Genomic DNA, 15,587 nt, shown 5'->3' on the forward strand with positions numbered 1-15,587 from the left:
GGGTGTCCCCTCTTTATAAGGATAATGCGGTTTTTGGAAAGTTTCAATACTTTTAGTTAACATTATCTTTTGAAATAAGGGGAGGAATGATTTGAAGGTAGCAATTATAGGCGGTGGGCCTGCAGGTATATCGTGCGCAGTCTTGTTGAAGAGATACGGTGTGGATGTTACAATTTATGAAAAGGATGAAATTGGTGGGTTGATAAGGAATGCATGGCGCGTTGAAAATTTCCCACCCGTTGGGTTTATCTCTGGGACAGGATTCGTGGATAAGTTAAAATGGTATATTAAAGAGTATAGGATAGAGGTTGTTCAGGATGAAATCTTGACTGTTGATGATTTTGAGATTACAGGTAGAGTGCGAAGATATCAATGCGATATCGCTGTTGTTGCCACTGGCACTGTTCCAAAACGGCTGGTAGACTTAGAGGGACCAAGGACGTTCTATGAATACATCCATCTTCCACAAGATGTTCAAACCGTTGCCATCTACGGTGGTGGGGATGTAGCGTTAGATTACGCTATCCATGCAAAAGAAGACAGTAGAGAACCTACCGTTTTTGTAAGAAGTAACAAGCTTAAAGCTGTTAGTAGGTTGGTTGAGTATGCAAAAGAAAGAGGAATTCCCATTAGACTCGGAGAAGCTATTGCATTTGTTGAACAGAAAGACGAGAAAGTCTACGTTTATACAAAAGCTGGGTCGTACATCTTCGATGCTCTTTTAATTGCGATTGGTAGAATAGCGAATGAACCTAAGATAAACGCGAGCTCTATGAAAGTATTTAAAATTGGAGATGTTGCTCATCCAAATTTTCGGCAATCATCGATAGCAATAGGTGATGGAATTAAGTGCGCAATGGAGATTGTGGAAATTGTAGAACAATTGAATAAATAAATAAATAGAAAATAGAAAGGATTTGTGGAGGTGTGGCAAAGTTATGGAATTTACGGAAGTTAAGGGTTTGCTCAATGATTTGAAAATCGTTGCAAGCTATGGCAAGGAAGACATCGCCATGGTTTATCTTGCCGAGAGTAAAAATGGTGCATTGATAGAGTTCGTTGAATCAATCCAACCCCCGATTCCGAGAGAGAAGAAATGGGTTTTGATTGTGTCGACTATGGACGGTTGTCCTGTTGGCTGTATGATGTGCGATGCAGGAGGGTATTACAAAAGGAAGCTCACGGAAGAAGAAATATTAGCTCAGATTTTGTTTTTAACCAATAAAAGATACGGTATGAGTGTCCCTGTTGAGAAGTTTAAAATCCAATTCGCACGTGTCGGAGAGCCGGCTTTAAACGATAATGTGCTTGGCGTGCTTGAAAAACTCCCACACATGCTCGATGCACCAGGATTGATGCCTTCAATAAGTACCGTTGCACCAGTTGGGAGAGAAGGATGGTTCGAAAGATTGCTTGAGATAAAGAACAAATACTATATAGGTAGGTTCCAAATGCAATTTTCAATTCACAGTACGTCGAAAGAGCAAAGAGATAGGATTATTCCTGTAAAGAAATGGGGTTTTGAAGAAATTACAAAGTACGGAGAACGGTTTGTTCAAAAAGGTGATAGAAAAGTGACACTGAATTTCGCACTCGCGCAGGAAAATGAAGTAGATGCATCGGTAATCATGGAGTACTTTGACCCTGAGAAATTCTTAATCAAAATTACTCCAGTCAATCCCACATACAGGGCTGTTGAGAATGGGTTAAATTCAGATGTTGATGAGCGAGGGCTTGTGTTTAAACACAGAAAGTTTGTCGCAGAGCTTGAGAAGAACGGGTACGAGGTTATAATCAGTGTTGGGGAGCTGGAAGAGAACAAAATCGGAAGTAATTGCGGTCAGTACGTTCAAAGGCATTTGGCAGCACAAAGGAAATTGGAAAATTCATATGTTTTTGTTAGGCAAGATTAGTATTAGTATATATAGGAGCGATGTGTATGAAAAGAATCCGAGTTGCGCTTATTGCACACGATAAGAAAAAATTAGATTTGGCAATGTTTGTTAAGGAGTGGATGCATGTATTTTCCAAATGCGATTTGTACGCAACAAGCACAACGGGGAAGGTTATAGAAGAAAAGATAGGGCTGAAGGTGAATAAGTTCCAGTCCGGACCATACGGGGGAGATTTGCAAATCGGTGCGTTGATAGTTAACAACGAAATCGATTTTGTGATTTTCTTACGAGACCCACTTACCGCTCAGCCCCACGAACCTGATGTAAGCGCACTCTTGAGGGTGTGCGACGTGCACAACGTACCGTTAGCAACGAATCTTGCAACTGCAGAAGCACTTGTGCTTGAGATTGAAAAGAAAATCATTAAGGAGACTAACGAAAATGAAGGAGAGTAAAAAGTCATTGCCGATAATATAAAAGCTGAAAAAGTACCTTACAGAGATATGTTGTTAGTTCTGTTTTATTTTCTGCTTTTCATATTCTTTGCTTGGAAAGTGCCTTTTGTCATTGGTGCACTCGTATTGGGCTATTATTTCTCCGTTATTCTTAGTGTGCCTTATGACTATGTTCTGAAAAAAACAGGAAAACGCTTTCCTGCAATAGCATCTTACGTCTTTGTAATTGCAATATTCGTTTATGCAATTGCTTCTTTCTTCCCGTTAGTTATCAATCAAATAAATTCAGTTATACAAAGTGCGCAATCCGCAAGTCTTAATTTGGATTTACCCGCTTGGGCTTTGAAATATCTTGACGAATTCAAAAGTAATATCTCTTCTTTCCTCGCACAAGTGATAAAATACGTTGCCAATATCTTGCCGTCTCTCTTCACAATGGTTGTTTTGCTTATAGTCACGATGGCTGGTGTGGAGAGTATAAGATTTTATTTTAAAGAGAAAGTTCATTTTTTGTTTATCGATGACCCAAAGTACGGTGAACATTTTGTCGTTCACTTCTTTAATAACGTGAAGCGTTATCTAAGAGGGCAGGTTTTGGTTTCGTTTATTAGTGCATCTCTTACAACCGTCGGGCTTTACATCATTGGTGTACCTTCGGCGCTAACATTGGGTATTTTGTCTTTTATTGGCGGATTCTTCCCGTTCGTAGGGTTGCTGCTTACCGCTGTTCCTATGTGTCTTCTAGTGTTTACTTCTCAAGGGGTAAAGGGTATGGTTTGGCTGACCGTAGTGCTTGTTGCCGTTAATCAAACGGAATCTTGGTTCTACGGTCCAAAGATTCAGAGCAGTAATTTGAAGATTCATTGGTTTGTGATACTACTTTCGATATTCATTTTGGGTAGCGTTCTTGGATTTGTAGGAGTTTTGCTCGCTTTACCAATTTTGATATTCATACGTGATTACTGGAATTTCTATGTGCTGAAGCTAAGAACTGAAAAATAGGTGGTGCACTGATGGAAGATATTTCGGGATATAAAATATGTGATGTTTACACAGACGGTAGTTTCAGAGATGGCATCGTGGGAAGTGGTGTTGTAATCAAGTGTAGCGAAGTGATAGAGGAATTCGCGTTTAGCATAAAATCTGAAGTACTCTCCGTTCACAGAAATGTTTCAGGAGAGATTTACGCTGTGATGTACGCTGTCTTTTACGCTTCAAAGAAAGGCATAAATAAAATACGAATTTTCCATGATTACTCGGGTCTTGCAAACTGGATTAGTGGTGAATGGAAAACAAAGACTGAGCTGACAAAGTTGTACAAAGCATTCCTGGAGCATTACATGAATTATGTTGATATTGAATTTATCCAAGTGCAAGCACACAAAGGTAACCAGTTGAACAATCTGGCAGATAAATTGGCTAAGAAAGCTCTTGAAGGCGAGTTTCATGCCCCTTACTTTGAGGATTTTTTGACCCAGCTTGAGATGTTTAAATGAAAACTGCCCCACGGCATCGGGGCAGTTTTATATTTGGTTTTCACCTGTTATTTTACTCCTAACGCAACGGGTATATTTCTTGGGGTTCCGCTTGTTACGTATTTTCCTGCATAAACCATCGATGTCGAGCTACCTCCATCAAGCATCATCGCTGAATCGTAACCTTTGGATTTCAAGAACTGGGCCGCTTCGTCAAAATTCATACCAACCCCATTTTTGCCCTCTATTGTAATGAGATGAACTTTTCCGTCTTTTATCGCTATTATCGTCCTGTTCGCACGTGTCGTTGGTATGCCTCCACCGTATCTGAGTTTTTCTTCGGCTGCATCTGGAATGATGTTACCGTCTTGCAATAGCAATGGACCTGCACCAACAGCGTTCTTGATTTGATATCCGTCATCCGTGTAAAGTTCAACTGTGACGGTTTGGCCAACCGTGAGATTAGGTAAAAACTTGTTTTTTACATCGTTGCTAATCATTATGACCTCCGAATTTGATGGAACCGCTGAAATGTAGCCAATTGATGCAATTTTTCCATCCTTTACAACCACATACGTTCTAGTTCTGTCGTTGGGGATTTTGAGTGCAAACTCGGAAGTGTATAAGTTCACTTCTCCAAGAGATGTTGTATTGACACCTTTGACTAAGAGTAAAACATCTCCAATCCTTACCGTGATATCTACGTACGCTTTTTTAATAAACACTCTACCATCGGTTGTTTGTATGAACATGGGCCTCAATCCATACCTATGAGAAAGCACTCTTCCATTTGATATGACGATATCTATTGGTAACCCTGTTGCTGGATCAAAGTAGTTTGCATTGACACCGCTAGAAAATCCATGATAGGAAAGGATATTTGCCAATGTCGCCATTGAACCTATGCCTTTCGCTGGCAATAAGGGGGTGATATTGGTATGCCTCGGGTCCGCTATCATGTAATTAATTGTGAAAGTCCTTCCCGCAAATATTTCTGTACGCTTGGTGTATTCTATTTTTCTAATCACGGGTTCTATCCGTACGACTATCTTGTTCTCCGAATACGTAATGTTGTAGCCTGATACAGCTTTTTCAACCGTTATTATTGTAGTGTGATTTGTTCTTGAAACCGATACACCTGCAGGTGTTTTTAAATCACATTGAGCTGGTGAAAGTTTGAGCGAAAGCGTGTTGTTGGAAAGCGATGCACTGAGAAATTCTTTTTTGGCAGGCACTGAGGTGCCGATAGTGAGTACATCATCTGTATAATCAATGAATGTTATCGAAAACGGTTTGTCGTAGTATACATCGTTCATTTTTGATAGTTTAAAAAAGCTTGATATGAAATCCGCCTTTACAAATACTACACCGTTGACAATAGTATAGGCTTTTGGGACATATTCTTGAAAATCGACAAGAAAGTCACTATCTGAACCGATGATGAGCTTTCTGTTGTGTATGAGGTATACTCTCTCATTCTTAACAATGTTGAACCCCATGTCTCTGAGCTGTGACTCTGTGAAATAACCATTGCTTGGTTCGAAGACGTTGTTATTAATTAAAAAAACCTGGGCAGCCATAAAGGTTGCCAAGGTCAAGAAAAACAAAGAAAGTGTTTTCAGTAGCGCCGAGTTTTTTGCGTTCACGAAAGAGAACACCCCTTGGTTTGGATTTTTTATTTCTTTTCACCTTTCGAGCGTAATTATACCATGTTTAAGTGTTTTAATCAAGAACAGCAAAAGGAAATAAAAAGGGGGCTTTGTTCCTCAGCCCCCTCGGGTTCTTTTGTTCTCTTGTTTGCTTTTTTAGTCTTTGAAAACTTTATTTCACAATTCCTAAGATTATCGGTTTGTGTTCAGGTTTCTTGTCACTGAATTTGTAACTTTCCGAGAGCAATTTTAATGCAGATTCTACATCGCTTTTTTCAGAGATATACAGTTTTGCAATAGGTTCACCTTTTTTCGTGTAATCGCCGAGTTTTTTGAGTATTTCGATACCAACACGGTAATCGATAGTGTCTTCTTTCGTCTTTCTTCCTGCACCAAGGTAGTTCGAAGCGATGCCTATTTTTTCGGTATCTATAGCTGTGATGTATCCGTCTTGCGTTGCAATGAAATCTACTGTTTTATCGGTCATGGGCAGAATTTCTGTTGGTCTGTCGACAACCTCTGGATTGCCACCTTGGTATTCAACAAGTTGTCTGAACTTTTCAAGTGCTTTTCCGCTTTCTAAAGCTTCTTTAGCCATCGCAAGGCATTCTTCAAAGCTACCTTTCTCAGCAAGATGACACATCCAAGCAGCTAAATTTAGACACAGTTCTGTGAAATCTTCAGGACCTCTTCCTTTTAACGTTTCTATCGCTTCAAGCACTTCGAGGGAATTACCAACCATCTTTCCAAGTGGCACGTCCATGTTTGTGAGGACAGCTACAGCTTTTTTTCCATGTGCCTTTGCTATTCCAACCATTGCTTCAGCGAGTTCAGTCGCCTGCTCTAATGTTTTCATGAAAGCACCGCTACCTACCTTGACATCGAGCACGTAACCGTCTGCGCCACCTGCGAGTTTCTTGCTCATGATACTTGAGGCGATGAGCGATACTTCATCAACAGTTGCTGTCGCATCACGGAGAGCGTATATCTTCTTGTCGGCCGGAACAAGGTTCGCTGTTTGCCCAACTATCGCGATACCAATTTTTCTCACGTTTTCAAAAAACTCTTCCTCTGATAGGGAGGTGCGAAAACCCGGTATCGATTCGAGTTTATCTATCGTTCCCCCCGTGTGACCAAGAGCCCTACCAGACATCTTTGCAACAGGCACACCAAGTGAAGCAACGATAGGTCCAACAACAAGTGTCGTTTTATCTCCCACACCACCAGTCGAGTGCTTGTCTATCTTTATCCCAGGGATAGAAGAGAGGTCGATCCTATCACCCGAGTCTGCCATAACTTCTGTTAAAATAGCGCGTTCTTCTGGGTCCATGTGGCGGAAGTAAATCGCCATGAGGAATGCAGCCATCTGATAATCCGGAATTTCGCCTTTTACATAGCCATTAACCATGAACTCTATTTCTTCTTTCGAAAGTTTTCCTCCGTTTCGCTTTTTGAGGATGATATCGTAAGCTCTCATTTCCTACCGCCTCCAAATGTAAGTCAGTTACCTACTTTTTGTTTATCCGTTGTTTCAGACGGTTTCTCTTCTTCTTTGTATTTATCGAAAAACACCTTGAAAGTGGTGCCCTCACCAACTTTACTTTCAAACGTAATGGTTGCATTGTGGCGTTCAGCAATCGTTTTTACAATTGAAAGTCCAAGCCCTGTTCCTCCAACTTTTCTGCTTCTTGCCTTGTCGACACGGTAGAACCTTTCAAACAATCTCTTTTGTGCATCTTCTGGGATACCAGGACCTGTATCTTTTACCTCAAAGACGATTTTTCCTTCTTTTTCATAACACCTTGCGATAACTCTCTTTTCACCAGACTCTTTGGTAGATGTATATTTCACAGCGTTATCGACAAGGTTTAGAACCATTTGGACAAGTCTGTCAAAATCTCCCCAGACGACTTTTGGCTCATCGCACTCCATGTCAAGCTCCACTCCATAATCATGAGCGAGTGGCTCAACGATGCTGTAAACCCTATCCATTACCTGACACATTTCAACAGGCGCAAAGTTGAATTTAGTATCGCCAGATTCGAGCTTTTCTAAATCAAGTAAGTCGTTGATTAATCTTGTCATTCGGGCAGATTCGCTCTCTATTACATTAAGGAACTTCCTGACGAGTTCTTTGTTCGAAAGGTCGTCTTCAAGGAGCGCTTCGGCATACCCGTGGATAGAAGTTAGTGGTGTTCTGAGCTCGTGGGAAACATTTGAGATGAATTCTCTCCTTAATTTATCAAGTTGTTTCTCTTTCGTTGTGTCGTGCAAGACTATAATGTAACGTTCGCTTTCTTCGTCGAATTTTATCGGCACAACCTTTGCATCGTAATAACGGGGTTCGGCATCTACAACTAAAGACACATCCGCACTCTGTATTTCTCCTGTCTCAAGTGCCCTCTCGAATAATTCAAGTAGATGGTAGTTCTCGATGATATCATAGACCCTTCTACCCTCGATACCGGGGCGTGTGATATCTCGTGCGGCAATGTTGGCGAATGTTACAACACCATCGCCTCGCACTATTATTATTGGGTCAGTGATGTTATTTAGGATTGTAAATATATTGCGTCTTTCACGCTCAGTCTCGGTAATTCTCTTTTCCAATTCTTCTAATTTTTTCCTCAAGCGCTCATAAACGTATAGGGGAGGAGTACCCGCCTCCTCTCCTATACTTAAAGCTATTTTATCCAAGTATTTCGCGTATGTTCTTTCGTTCCTTCTTGCTAAGCTGTAAAGAATTGCAAAAGTAACGGCAAGGATGATACTAACAATCGTGGCAATTACCATCTACTTATTGTTCTTCCTTTCCAGGATCTCTAAATTTGTATCCTTTTCCACGCACAGTTACGACATACCTTGGATTTGAAGGATCTTCCTCAATTTTTGTTCTCAACCTTCTGATGTGTACGTCGACGGTTCTTGTATCACCGAAGTAATCGTAACCCCAAAGTTTGTCAAGAAGTACATCTCTTGAAAAGACCTTTCCTTCGTTTTCGGCAAGGAATCTGAGTAAGTCAAATTCAAGTGGTGTAAGGCTAACTTTCTTACCCTTTACCCTAACTTCGTATTTGTCGATATCGATTTCGAGGTCTTTTGCAACTATTTTCTTTGGTTTTTCTTCTTTTACAACATTTCCAAGTTGCGTCCTTCTGAAGACTGCTCTAATTCTTGCAAGGAGCTCCCTTATGCTGAACGGTTTAACTATGTAGTCGTCCGCGCCAAGTTCCAACCCGAGCACTTTGTCGAATTCTTCTCCCTTTGCACTAAGGAATATTACAGGGGTTAGTTTGTGTTTTTCCGTTGCACGAATGTGTCTTACGAATTCAAAACCATCCATGTTTGGAAGCATGATGTCAACGATAAACATGTCCACGTCTTTGTCTTTGAGCTCTTGTAACGCTTTTTCGGCATCTTCCACTGGAATGACTTCGTATCCCTCTTTTTGTAAAGTGAAGCTAACCAATTCGAGAATCTCTGGCTGGTCGTCGATAACCATAATCGTCTTTTTTGCCATACTTTTCCCTCCTTAAAATGATATTGAATTTCTTTAAGATTATACCACAAACGTTTACCTTCTGTAAAGAGTTTTTTTATACCGTTGAGTTAAGTTTAAATGTTACATTGTTACAATGGTTAATAAATAAAAAAGCCCTGCGTTAAAGTGCAGGGCAAATTACAAAGTTTTAATGAGCAGGAAAAATTCAGCTTGAACTTGGCAAACTTAGAAAGTATTTTTGTAATTAACTGAGAGGAAGTATTTATCGAAATCGATTGTTTTGTAAAACACAGTGAAGTTCTGCCATGTCAGTTTCAGTGAAAAGATGTTGTAACTTTTCTCCCCAGCCTTAGGTGGTGTTGTTGCACCGGGCTCTGAAACGTTTCCCGGCCAAGAATCCCAGAACCATTTCCACCTTATCGTTCCGTTATCGTCTACCAAGCCTTTAGTCAAAAGGTTGTACATGACTTGGAAGTCTGCACCGAGTAGGTTACCTTCTAAACCAAATGAAAACATCTTTGCATCAGGTCCGTAGATAAAACCAAGTGGGTAGTCAAACATGAATCGACCACCTGGGTTGTTCTCTAAATCAAAGTGCCGAACATTTATTCTCAAATACGGCAGATAATTTGTCACATACATCCATTCAGATGTTTCAGCGTATTCGAACCACAGATTAATACCCCTGAGTTTTATTTTAGCACCGATATCATACGCGGATGCTCCGGGTTTGTAACCGTAACCTACCTCCGTTGGTCCTTCGATGTCGTCAAGAACGTATTCTCCATACAAATTTATAGGATTCCAATTTAGTGTAAAATCAACACTACCGGTAACGTTTCTGTAACCTTCTCCGTACGTGTTATGGTAAATAAGTATAGGGTTCAAGTCTATTAAGTCCAGGTGTTTACCACCGACGATGTTGAGCTCTCCAAATCCCACCCTCAAATTGACATCTCCATACGTGTTGTAAAAATCCAACCTGTGTGCAATTATCCATTTTGATGGCTCGTAGAAGTATCTGCCTGATGTGTGTTGATCAGAGTAGTGTGTTTGAATGTGGTATTCGTTAGGAGAAAGTAGAGGGTAAGATGTTATTGCATGGAATGTGTAAGTCATGCCTGGGAATCTTATCGCAAATGTTGCGTTGTCTTGGTAAGTTGTTGGAGAGATGTGGACTGGAAATTTTGCATCTCCCCATTTCAATGGAAACCGTCCAACTGCGAAAAATAGTCGCTCATTAGCATAGTAGATGTATCCTATGGTTGGGAAATTTAAGTCTACGGAAAGTTTGCTCATATCAAGGGGATTAAGGAGATTGAACGGTAAATTATTACCATCTGAAAGTGTCAGCAACGTGTTTCTGTATTCTTTTTTCAATGGCAGTTCAAGGTAAAATCCCATGTTCCCAGTTGTGTAGTCGAAGATAAGGTTCAAAAAAGGTGGTATTTCTTCGGGCAAGTAAAAGATGTTCTGGGCAGGGTTCGCCGGAACTCCCCACCAACCAGCATCTTTGGTCACTATGGTATTCGACCAATTTGCTGTGTAGAGTGAGAAGTTTAGTTCCAGGCGTGTTTGTGCAATTACTGACGGATTTCCAAGCCACAGCTCAGGTACAGGGTACGCACCCGTTAAGTTGGGTTGGACTTCGTTTGGAATCAAGATATGGGAAAAAGCTGTCGGTAATAATAGGAAAGTTACAAGGACAATGGTTGTAATTTTTAATGTCTTAAATCCTTCTGAAAGCATCGAGGACCGCCTCCGCAACGGCTCTTTCAAAACTACCTTCGATGACAGCTGTTCCGATTATGCTTTCTTCCACGTTATTGTATTGTTTTGTTATATGCACAAGCACATACTTTTTGCCAACAAAATAAACTTCAGCAATGTCATCGAAAGAAAGTGCGAAGTCATGGATTTCCGAAAGTGCATTCAGTACTGCGTTGCCAATAACCTTAGGAATATTTCTCGATGTCTTGGGACCTACGGATTCACCGTAAAATTCTTCTTCTCCGTGTTCTATTGTGACCGTTACGCGAATGTTTCTTTCATCGATATGTTCGACCTTCAAACTGGATATCTGATACGGAAGAACCTTTTGAGTCTTGACATCAGATTCAACTTGTGCAATAGAGATGATTTTTCTATCAAGTCTTATCCCCGTACTTGCAAGTACAACGGTTTCGATATCCCTCACAAGCTGTTTGGGACTTTTGTCACTTGTTGTAATCACATGGATTTCATGTAGTCCAGCTCCATCACCAACAACTTTGACTGCCTTCACCCCTGGGACTTTAGATATTAACTCCTCAATTTTAACAGCATCTACCACAGGCATAATATCCCCCCATTCTGGGATAGCATTCTAAACATCTCAATTGAATTATATCACAATCTTTACTAAAAGATGCTAAAGTTTTTTAACCTTTCATACGATTTGCTTCTTGCTATTTTTCTGGAAAATTGTTAAACTTATGATAAGCAATGCAAAAAAGCAAGGTAATGGTGTTAATGGAGGTGAAATCATGGCTAGATTAATCTATGGAACCGCTTACAGAGGGATGATTAGGTTTTCAATAACTGATTCAAAAGATGTTGTACATGAACTTAGAGAAAGGCACAAGCTTTCGTATTTGCCAACCGTTGTGCTTGGAAGGTTAGTCACTGCTTCAATACTAGTTATCCCTTGGCTTGGAGAAATGGAGACTATAACGTTTGTGATTAGTAGTACAGGACCTGCAGGTAATGTCGTCGCCCAATCAACATGGAAGGGAACTGTTAGAGGATACATAACAAATACGAAGTTCGAGCTGGAAAAGAACGAATTTGGCAAGTTCGACGTTAAAGGTGCTATTGTTGGAGGCGATTTGACTGTTGTAAGGGATGTAGGGCTTAAGACACCCCTGGTATCCAAAGTGCCAATCGTGTCTGGTGAGATTGCCGAGGATATCGCTTATTATTACGCAAAGTCTGAACAAATTCCATCTGCTTTTGCTCTTGGAGTGTTGATGGACAAAGATGGTGTTGCAAAAGCTGGTGGACTCGCGATTCAGATTTTGGATAAGAGCATTTCTGAGGAAATTGTGTCAGGAATTGAGAAAAGGTTAAATGGATTTGCCATCACCAGTTATTTGGGGGAAAAGAGTTTGGAAGATATTGCAAAATACGTGCTTGGAACTGAGGAATTGTTAGTTGAAGAGATGAACGTTGTTTTCAAATGCTTGTGTAGTAGGAAAAAGGCGTTCGAATCCCTGAAGGTGTTGGACCTAAGCGATTTGAACGAGATGCTTGGAGAAGGGAAAGCAGAAGTTACTTGCAAATGGTGTTCGACAACTTATACGTTCGAACCGGAAGAGATTAAGGTTGTGATTGAGGAAAAGAAAAAATTGGTGAATTAAAAGGACATAATGAATAATAAAAAGACAGGAGCGTGTTTTACAAATCCTGCCTTTTTTATTTCTTAGCCATTATTCGCCGCGGCTTACTACATTCACAATCTTTTGCAATAAGTCGACTGCTTCTTTTTCTTTTCCTGAAATGTAAAGTTCCATGGATTTTTTGACTATACTTTCTATCTCATCTGAGTTTAAAGCAATTTGAGTATACCTGACGCGGGAAATTTTGGGATGGTCTGTTGGTTCTGGTTTTTCAAAGTCGTAGAATAACTCTTCTTCTAATTTTTCACCAGGCACAGCGCCTGTGTAAATTACCGGTATGTCCGGTTTTCCCATAAGCTTTGCCAATGTTTTTGCCACCTTTTCGACAGGGATCTGCTCACCCATGTCCAGCACGTAAAGTTCTCTTTTGCTGGAAAAAGCGCCGGCCTGTATGACCAAAGAGACGGCTTCCGGTATACTCATCCAGTAGCGTTTCATCCTTGGGTCGGTTATTGTCAATGGACCACCTTTTTCAATTTGCTTTTTGAATTTCCACAACACGCTTCCTCGACTACCTATAACATTTCCGAAACGCACGATTGCGATACGTGTACTGCACGTTTCTGGAATTGTCAAAAGATAAAGTTCTGCAATCCGTTTGCTAAGTCCCATGTAAGAAGTTGGATGGACAGCCTTATCTGTAGAGATGAAGACGAATCTCTCGACATCGTATTTGCACGAAAGTTTCACTAAGTTTATTGTGCCAAGAGCGTTAACCCTCAACGCCTCGTAAAGATTTGTTTGCATGAAAAATACGTGCTTGTGGGCTGCCGCGTGAAATACAATCTGAGGATTATAACTTGAAAAGACTTGGTCCATGAATTTTTCATCTGTAACATCAGCAATGACAGGAATTAGTTCAAAAACCGTCGTTTTTTCTTTAAGTTCGTTGTATATTTCGTATATGCTGTTCTCACCTCGACCGAGTAAGATGAGCCTTTTCGGTGAGAAATTTGCAACTTGCCTTGCGATTTCTGAACCGATACTTCCACCTGCACCTGTAATCAAAACTGTCCTTCCTGATATGTATCCACTTATTGAATTAAGGTCAACTGTGACAGGTTCCCTTCCGATGATATCTTGGATAGAAATCTCCCTAAGGTCCGCAATCGTTGGTTCTCTATCAAGCAATTGAGAGATTGGGGGGAACGTTTTTACTGTTACATGTTTTCCGCTGACTTTATCTGAAACTCTTTCGATGAGTTCTTTCGATGCCGAAGGAATTGCTATTAATATCTCGTCAAGTTCGAGTTCATCGATGAATTTGTCTATCTCATCGATTGTCCCAACAACTTTTACATTAGCTATCGTCCTGCGCAATTTTGCAGGATCATCATCAAAAAAAGCAACTACACGACCATAATTTGTGCGCTTTATTTCGTTGAGTAGTATGACCCCGGCATCGCCAGCACCGACTATACCTATGCGTTTTCCAGAACTTTTGCGAATACCAAGTAAGAATTGATAAGTAGTTCGAGCACTGAAGAGTAAAAAGTAACCACCAAGGAATGTGAGCATCCCCACAGACCTCGGTAGAACTGTGATTCGTGTAAAGTGTATAAAAATCACCGTTAAAGCGTAGCCTGTGAAGAGTCCTCTGAGAAGTTTGAGAAATTCAACAGGCTGGGCGTAACGCCAAACGATTTTGTATGTGCCGTTGAAAAGATTGGATAAAGATGTAAACACTATCAACATCAAAACACCTGGTGCGTATTTTTGCATTTCTGTAAAGTCGAATCCAAACCTTACAAAAAGAGCGATGGCACCAGACAAGAAAAGTAAGGCAGTATCTATGAAAAAGAGCCAAAGATTTCTTGAGGATTTTAGAAGCAGTTTGATTTTTGAATATTCAAATGTGTTGGTTCTCTGTGAATTTTCTTTCTTTTGTGTCTTATTGGTCAAATTTCCGGAACACCTCCAGGTACGTATTTGATTTTCGCACCAATTTTCTCGAATTTTTCGATGACATTTTCATAGCCTCTAAATATATGTTCAACCTGAGTAACTTCCGTTGTTCCTTCCGCGGCAAGTCCTGCTATCACCAATGCGGCAGTCGCCCTTAAATCCGTGCCCATCACTGTAGTTCCTTCTAACTTTTGAACCCCGTTTATGAAAACCGTGTTGTCCTTTATTCTCATATCCGCACCCATTCTAACAAGTTCACCAACATGTGCAAAGCGTGTTTTGAAAACGTTTTCTGTAACCGTGCTTGAACCATCCGCAAGTGCGAGGTAAACGATTATCTGGGGTTGTAAGTCTGTTGGGAAACCTGGATAAGGTAGCACGTTGATGTCGCAGCCCTTCCATCGGTTCCAGGATTTGACTTCGACAAAGTCTGTTCCCTTCTTAACAACCGCACCTGTTCTTTCGAGCACAAACCATAACGCATCAAGGTGTGCTGGATTTACGTTCTTAATAACCCCTTCACCACGTGTCGCAAGGAATGCAATAGCGTACGTACCCGCTTCAATTCTGTCGGGTATAACCGTGTGTTCACAACCGTGTAGTTGTTTAACACCTTCAACGACTATCCTACTCGTTCCGGCTCCCGAAATTTTTGCACCCATTTTCTTCAGTAAATCCTGAAGGTCCACTATTTCCGGTTCCATGGCGGCATTTTCAATAATAGTGACACCAGGTAGTATCGCTGCAGTGCTCATTATGTGTTCTGTGGCGCCGACACTCGGGAATGGAAGATAGACCGTTACCTCTTCTTGTTTTGTTCCCCGCTTGGCCAATATCTCACCATGGTCATAGGTGACCTCAAAGCCAAGCCTTTTGAGACCTTCAATGTGGAAATCGACAGGGCGAACACCTATAGCGCAACCACCTGGAAGTGGTGTGCTTGCTTCTCCCATGAGTGCCGCTATTGGTCCAAGGACGTTAAACGATGCACGCATCTTTCTTACTAAATCGTAAGGCACATGTGTTTGCTGGATAGGTCCAGATATGTGGACTGTGTTTTTATCTTTTTCAAATAACACCTTTTTACCCGTCGTTCTCAATATATCTATCATCGTTTCAACGTCAGATAAAACGGGTACTTTGTGTAGAACTACCTCCTCCTCGGTTAGAAGTGCAGCAGCCAACAGAGGAAGCGCAGAATTTTTTGCTCCGGAAATCTCGATTTCTCCTGTTAGCTGCGACCTCTCGACAATTATTGACCCCATTGTT

14 protein-coding genes are annotated in these 15,587 nt (G+C 40.9%); 6 read left to right on the forward strand and 8 right to left on the reverse strand.

What is annotated here, in order from left to right; all coding sequences use genetic code 11:
* The first annotated feature begins 91 nt into the window (after positions 1–91).
* From JM64_RS01800 to JM64_RS01820, 5 genes are read left to right on the forward strand one after another with little or no spacing between them, the layout of a single operon-like run.
* Entirely contained in the window at positions 92–895 is an 804-nt protein-coding gene (locus JM64_RS01800; RefSeq protein ID WP_064011240.1) for an NAD(P)/FAD-dependent oxidoreductase, read from the forward strand.
* 43 nt (positions 896–938) lie between these two features.
* Positions 939–1,913, forward strand: a complete 975-nt coding sequence (locus JM64_RS01805) for a radical SAM protein (RefSeq protein WP_156487876.1) — start codon at positions 939–941, stop codon at positions 1,911–1,913.
* 26 nt (positions 1,914–1,939) lie between these two features.
* Complete coding sequence (locus tag JM64_RS01810; RefSeq protein ID WP_064011241.1) at positions 1,940–2,350, forward strand: methylglyoxal synthase; 411 nt, start codon at positions 1,940–1,942, stop codon at positions 2,348–2,350.
* A gap of 48 nt (positions 2,351–2,398) precedes the next feature.
* Entirely contained in the window at positions 2,399–3,352 is a 954-nt protein-coding gene (locus JM64_RS01815; protein ID WP_064011242.1) for an AI-2E family transporter, read from the forward strand.
* Between the two features lie 11 nt (positions 3,353–3,363).
* Positions 3,364–3,846 carry an RNase H family protein gene (locus tag JM64_RS01820; RefSeq protein ID WP_064011243.1) on the forward strand — a complete coding sequence of 161 codons (483 nt, stop codon included), beginning with the start codon at positions 3,364–3,366 and terminating at the stop codon, positions 3,844–3,846.
* Between the two features lie 47 nt (positions 3,847–3,893).
* Here the strand turns inward: JM64_RS01820 and JM64_RS01825 are convergent, their stop codons facing one another.
* The 6 genes from JM64_RS01825 to JM64_RS01850 form a co-directional block, all read right to left on the reverse strand.
* Positions 3,894–5,471 carry a phosphodiester glycosidase family protein gene (locus JM64_RS01825; protein ID WP_064011244.1) on the reverse strand — a complete coding sequence of 526 codons (1,578 nt, stop codon included), beginning with the start codon at positions 5,469–5,471 and terminating at the stop codon, positions 3,894–3,896.
* A 175-nt stretch (positions 5,472–5,646) separates the two neighbouring features.
* Positions 5,647–6,951: a pyrimidine-nucleoside phosphorylase gene (locus tag JM64_RS01830; protein WP_064011245.1), complete on the reverse strand. Its 1,305-nt coding sequence runs from the start codon at positions 6,949–6,951 to the stop codon at positions 5,647–5,649.
* 23 nt (positions 6,952–6,974) lie between these two features.
* Positions 6,975–8,267, reverse strand: coding sequence for a sensor histidine kinase (locus JM64_RS01835; protein ID WP_064011246.1), 1,293 nt, complete (start codon positions 8,265–8,267; stop codon positions 6,975–6,977).
* Between the two features lie 4 nt (positions 8,268–8,271).
* Positions 8,272–8,994, reverse strand: coding sequence for a response regulator transcription factor (locus JM64_RS01840; RefSeq protein ID WP_064011247.1), 723 nt, complete (start codon positions 8,992–8,994; stop codon positions 8,272–8,274).
* 207 nt (positions 8,995–9,201) lie between these two features.
* Positions 9,202–10,725 (reverse strand): hypothetical protein, encoded by a 1,524-nt coding sequence (locus JM64_RS01845; protein ID WP_064011248.1) that lies wholly within the window; start codon positions 10,723–10,725, stop codon positions 9,202–9,204.
* Positions 10,706–11,314, reverse strand: a complete 609-nt coding sequence (locus tag JM64_RS01850; protein ID WP_082868241.1) for a hypothetical protein — start codon at positions 11,312–11,314, stop codon at positions 10,706–10,708. Before JM64_RS01850 ends, JM64_RS01845 begins: the two co-directional genes overlap by 20 nt.
* A 187-nt stretch (positions 11,315–11,501) precedes the next feature.
* Between JM64_RS01850 and JM64_RS01855 the strand changes: the two genes are divergently transcribed.
* The gene (locus JM64_RS01855) at positions 11,502–12,374 is read left to right on the forward strand and encodes an Hsp33 family molecular chaperone HslO (protein ID WP_064011249.1); all 873 of its coding nucleotides are present in this window, start codon (positions 11,502–11,504) and stop codon (positions 12,372–12,374) included.
* 69 nt (positions 12,375–12,443) lie between these two features.
* Here the strand turns inward: JM64_RS01855 and JM64_RS01860 are convergent, their stop codons facing one another.
* Positions 12,444–14,315, reverse strand: a complete 1,872-nt coding sequence (locus tag JM64_RS01860; protein ID WP_082868242.1) for a nucleoside-diphosphate sugar epimerase/dehydratase — start codon at positions 14,313–14,315, stop codon at positions 12,444–12,446.
* Positions 14,312–15,583 (reverse strand): UDP-N-acetylglucosamine 1-carboxyvinyltransferase, encoded by a 1,272-nt coding sequence (gene murA / locus JM64_RS01865; protein ID WP_064011250.1) that lies wholly within the window; start codon positions 15,581–15,583, stop codon positions 14,312–14,314. Before murA ends, JM64_RS01860 begins: the two co-directional genes overlap by 4 nt.
* Positions 15,584–15,587 lie beyond the last annotated feature (4 nt).

This window comes from Fervidobacterium pennivorans (assembly GCF_001644665.1).
Taxonomy (GTDB): domain Bacteria; phylum Thermotogota; class Thermotogae; order Thermotogales; family Fervidobacteriaceae; genus Fervidobacterium; species Fervidobacterium ngatamarikiense.

What these genes read in the sequence shown, in the direction of transcription:
- JM64_RS01830 (WP_064011245.1), bottom strand. Translation starts at nt 6,951, where the DNA reads ATGAGAGCTTACGATATCATCCTCAAAAAGCGAAACGGAGGAAAACTT.
- JM64_RS01835 (WP_064011246.1), bottom strand. Translation starts at nt 8,267, where the DNA reads ATGGTAATTGCCACGATTGTTAGTATCATCCTTGCCGTTACTTTTGCA.
- JM64_RS01815 (WP_064011242.1), top strand. Translation starts at nt 2,399, where the DNA reads ATGTTGTTAGTTCTGTTTTATTTTCTGCTTTTCATATTCTTTGCTTGG.
- JM64_RS01850 (WP_082868241.1), bottom strand. Translation starts at nt 11,314, where the DNA reads ATGCCTGTGGTAGATGCTGTTAAAATTGAGGAGTTAATATCTAAAGTC.
- JM64_RS01840 (WP_064011247.1), bottom strand. Translation starts at nt 8,994, where the DNA reads ATGGCAAAAAAGACGATTATGGTTATCGACGACCAGCCAGAGATTCTC.
- JM64_RS01805 (WP_156487876.1), top strand. Translation starts at nt 939, where the DNA reads ATGGAATTTACGGAAGTTAAGGGTTTGCTCAATGATTTGAAAATCGTT.
- JM64_RS01845 (WP_064011248.1), bottom strand. Translation starts at nt 10,725, where the DNA reads ATGCTTTCAGAAGGATTTAAGACATTAAAAATTACAACCATTGTCCTT.
- JM64_RS01810 (WP_064011241.1), top strand. Translation starts at nt 1,940, where the DNA reads ATGAAAAGAATCCGAGTTGCGCTTATTGCACACGATAAGAAAAAATTA.
- JM64_RS01855 (WP_064011249.1), top strand. Translation starts at nt 11,502, where the DNA reads ATGGCTAGATTAATCTATGGAACCGCTTACAGAGGGATGATTAGGTTT.
- JM64_RS01820 (WP_064011243.1), top strand. Translation starts at nt 3,364, where the DNA reads ATGGAAGATATTTCGGGATATAAAATATGTGATGTTTACACAGACGGT.
- murA (WP_064011250.1), bottom strand. Translation starts at nt 15,583, where the DNA reads ATGGGGTCAATAATTGTCGAGAGGTCGCAGCTAACAGGAGAAATCGAG.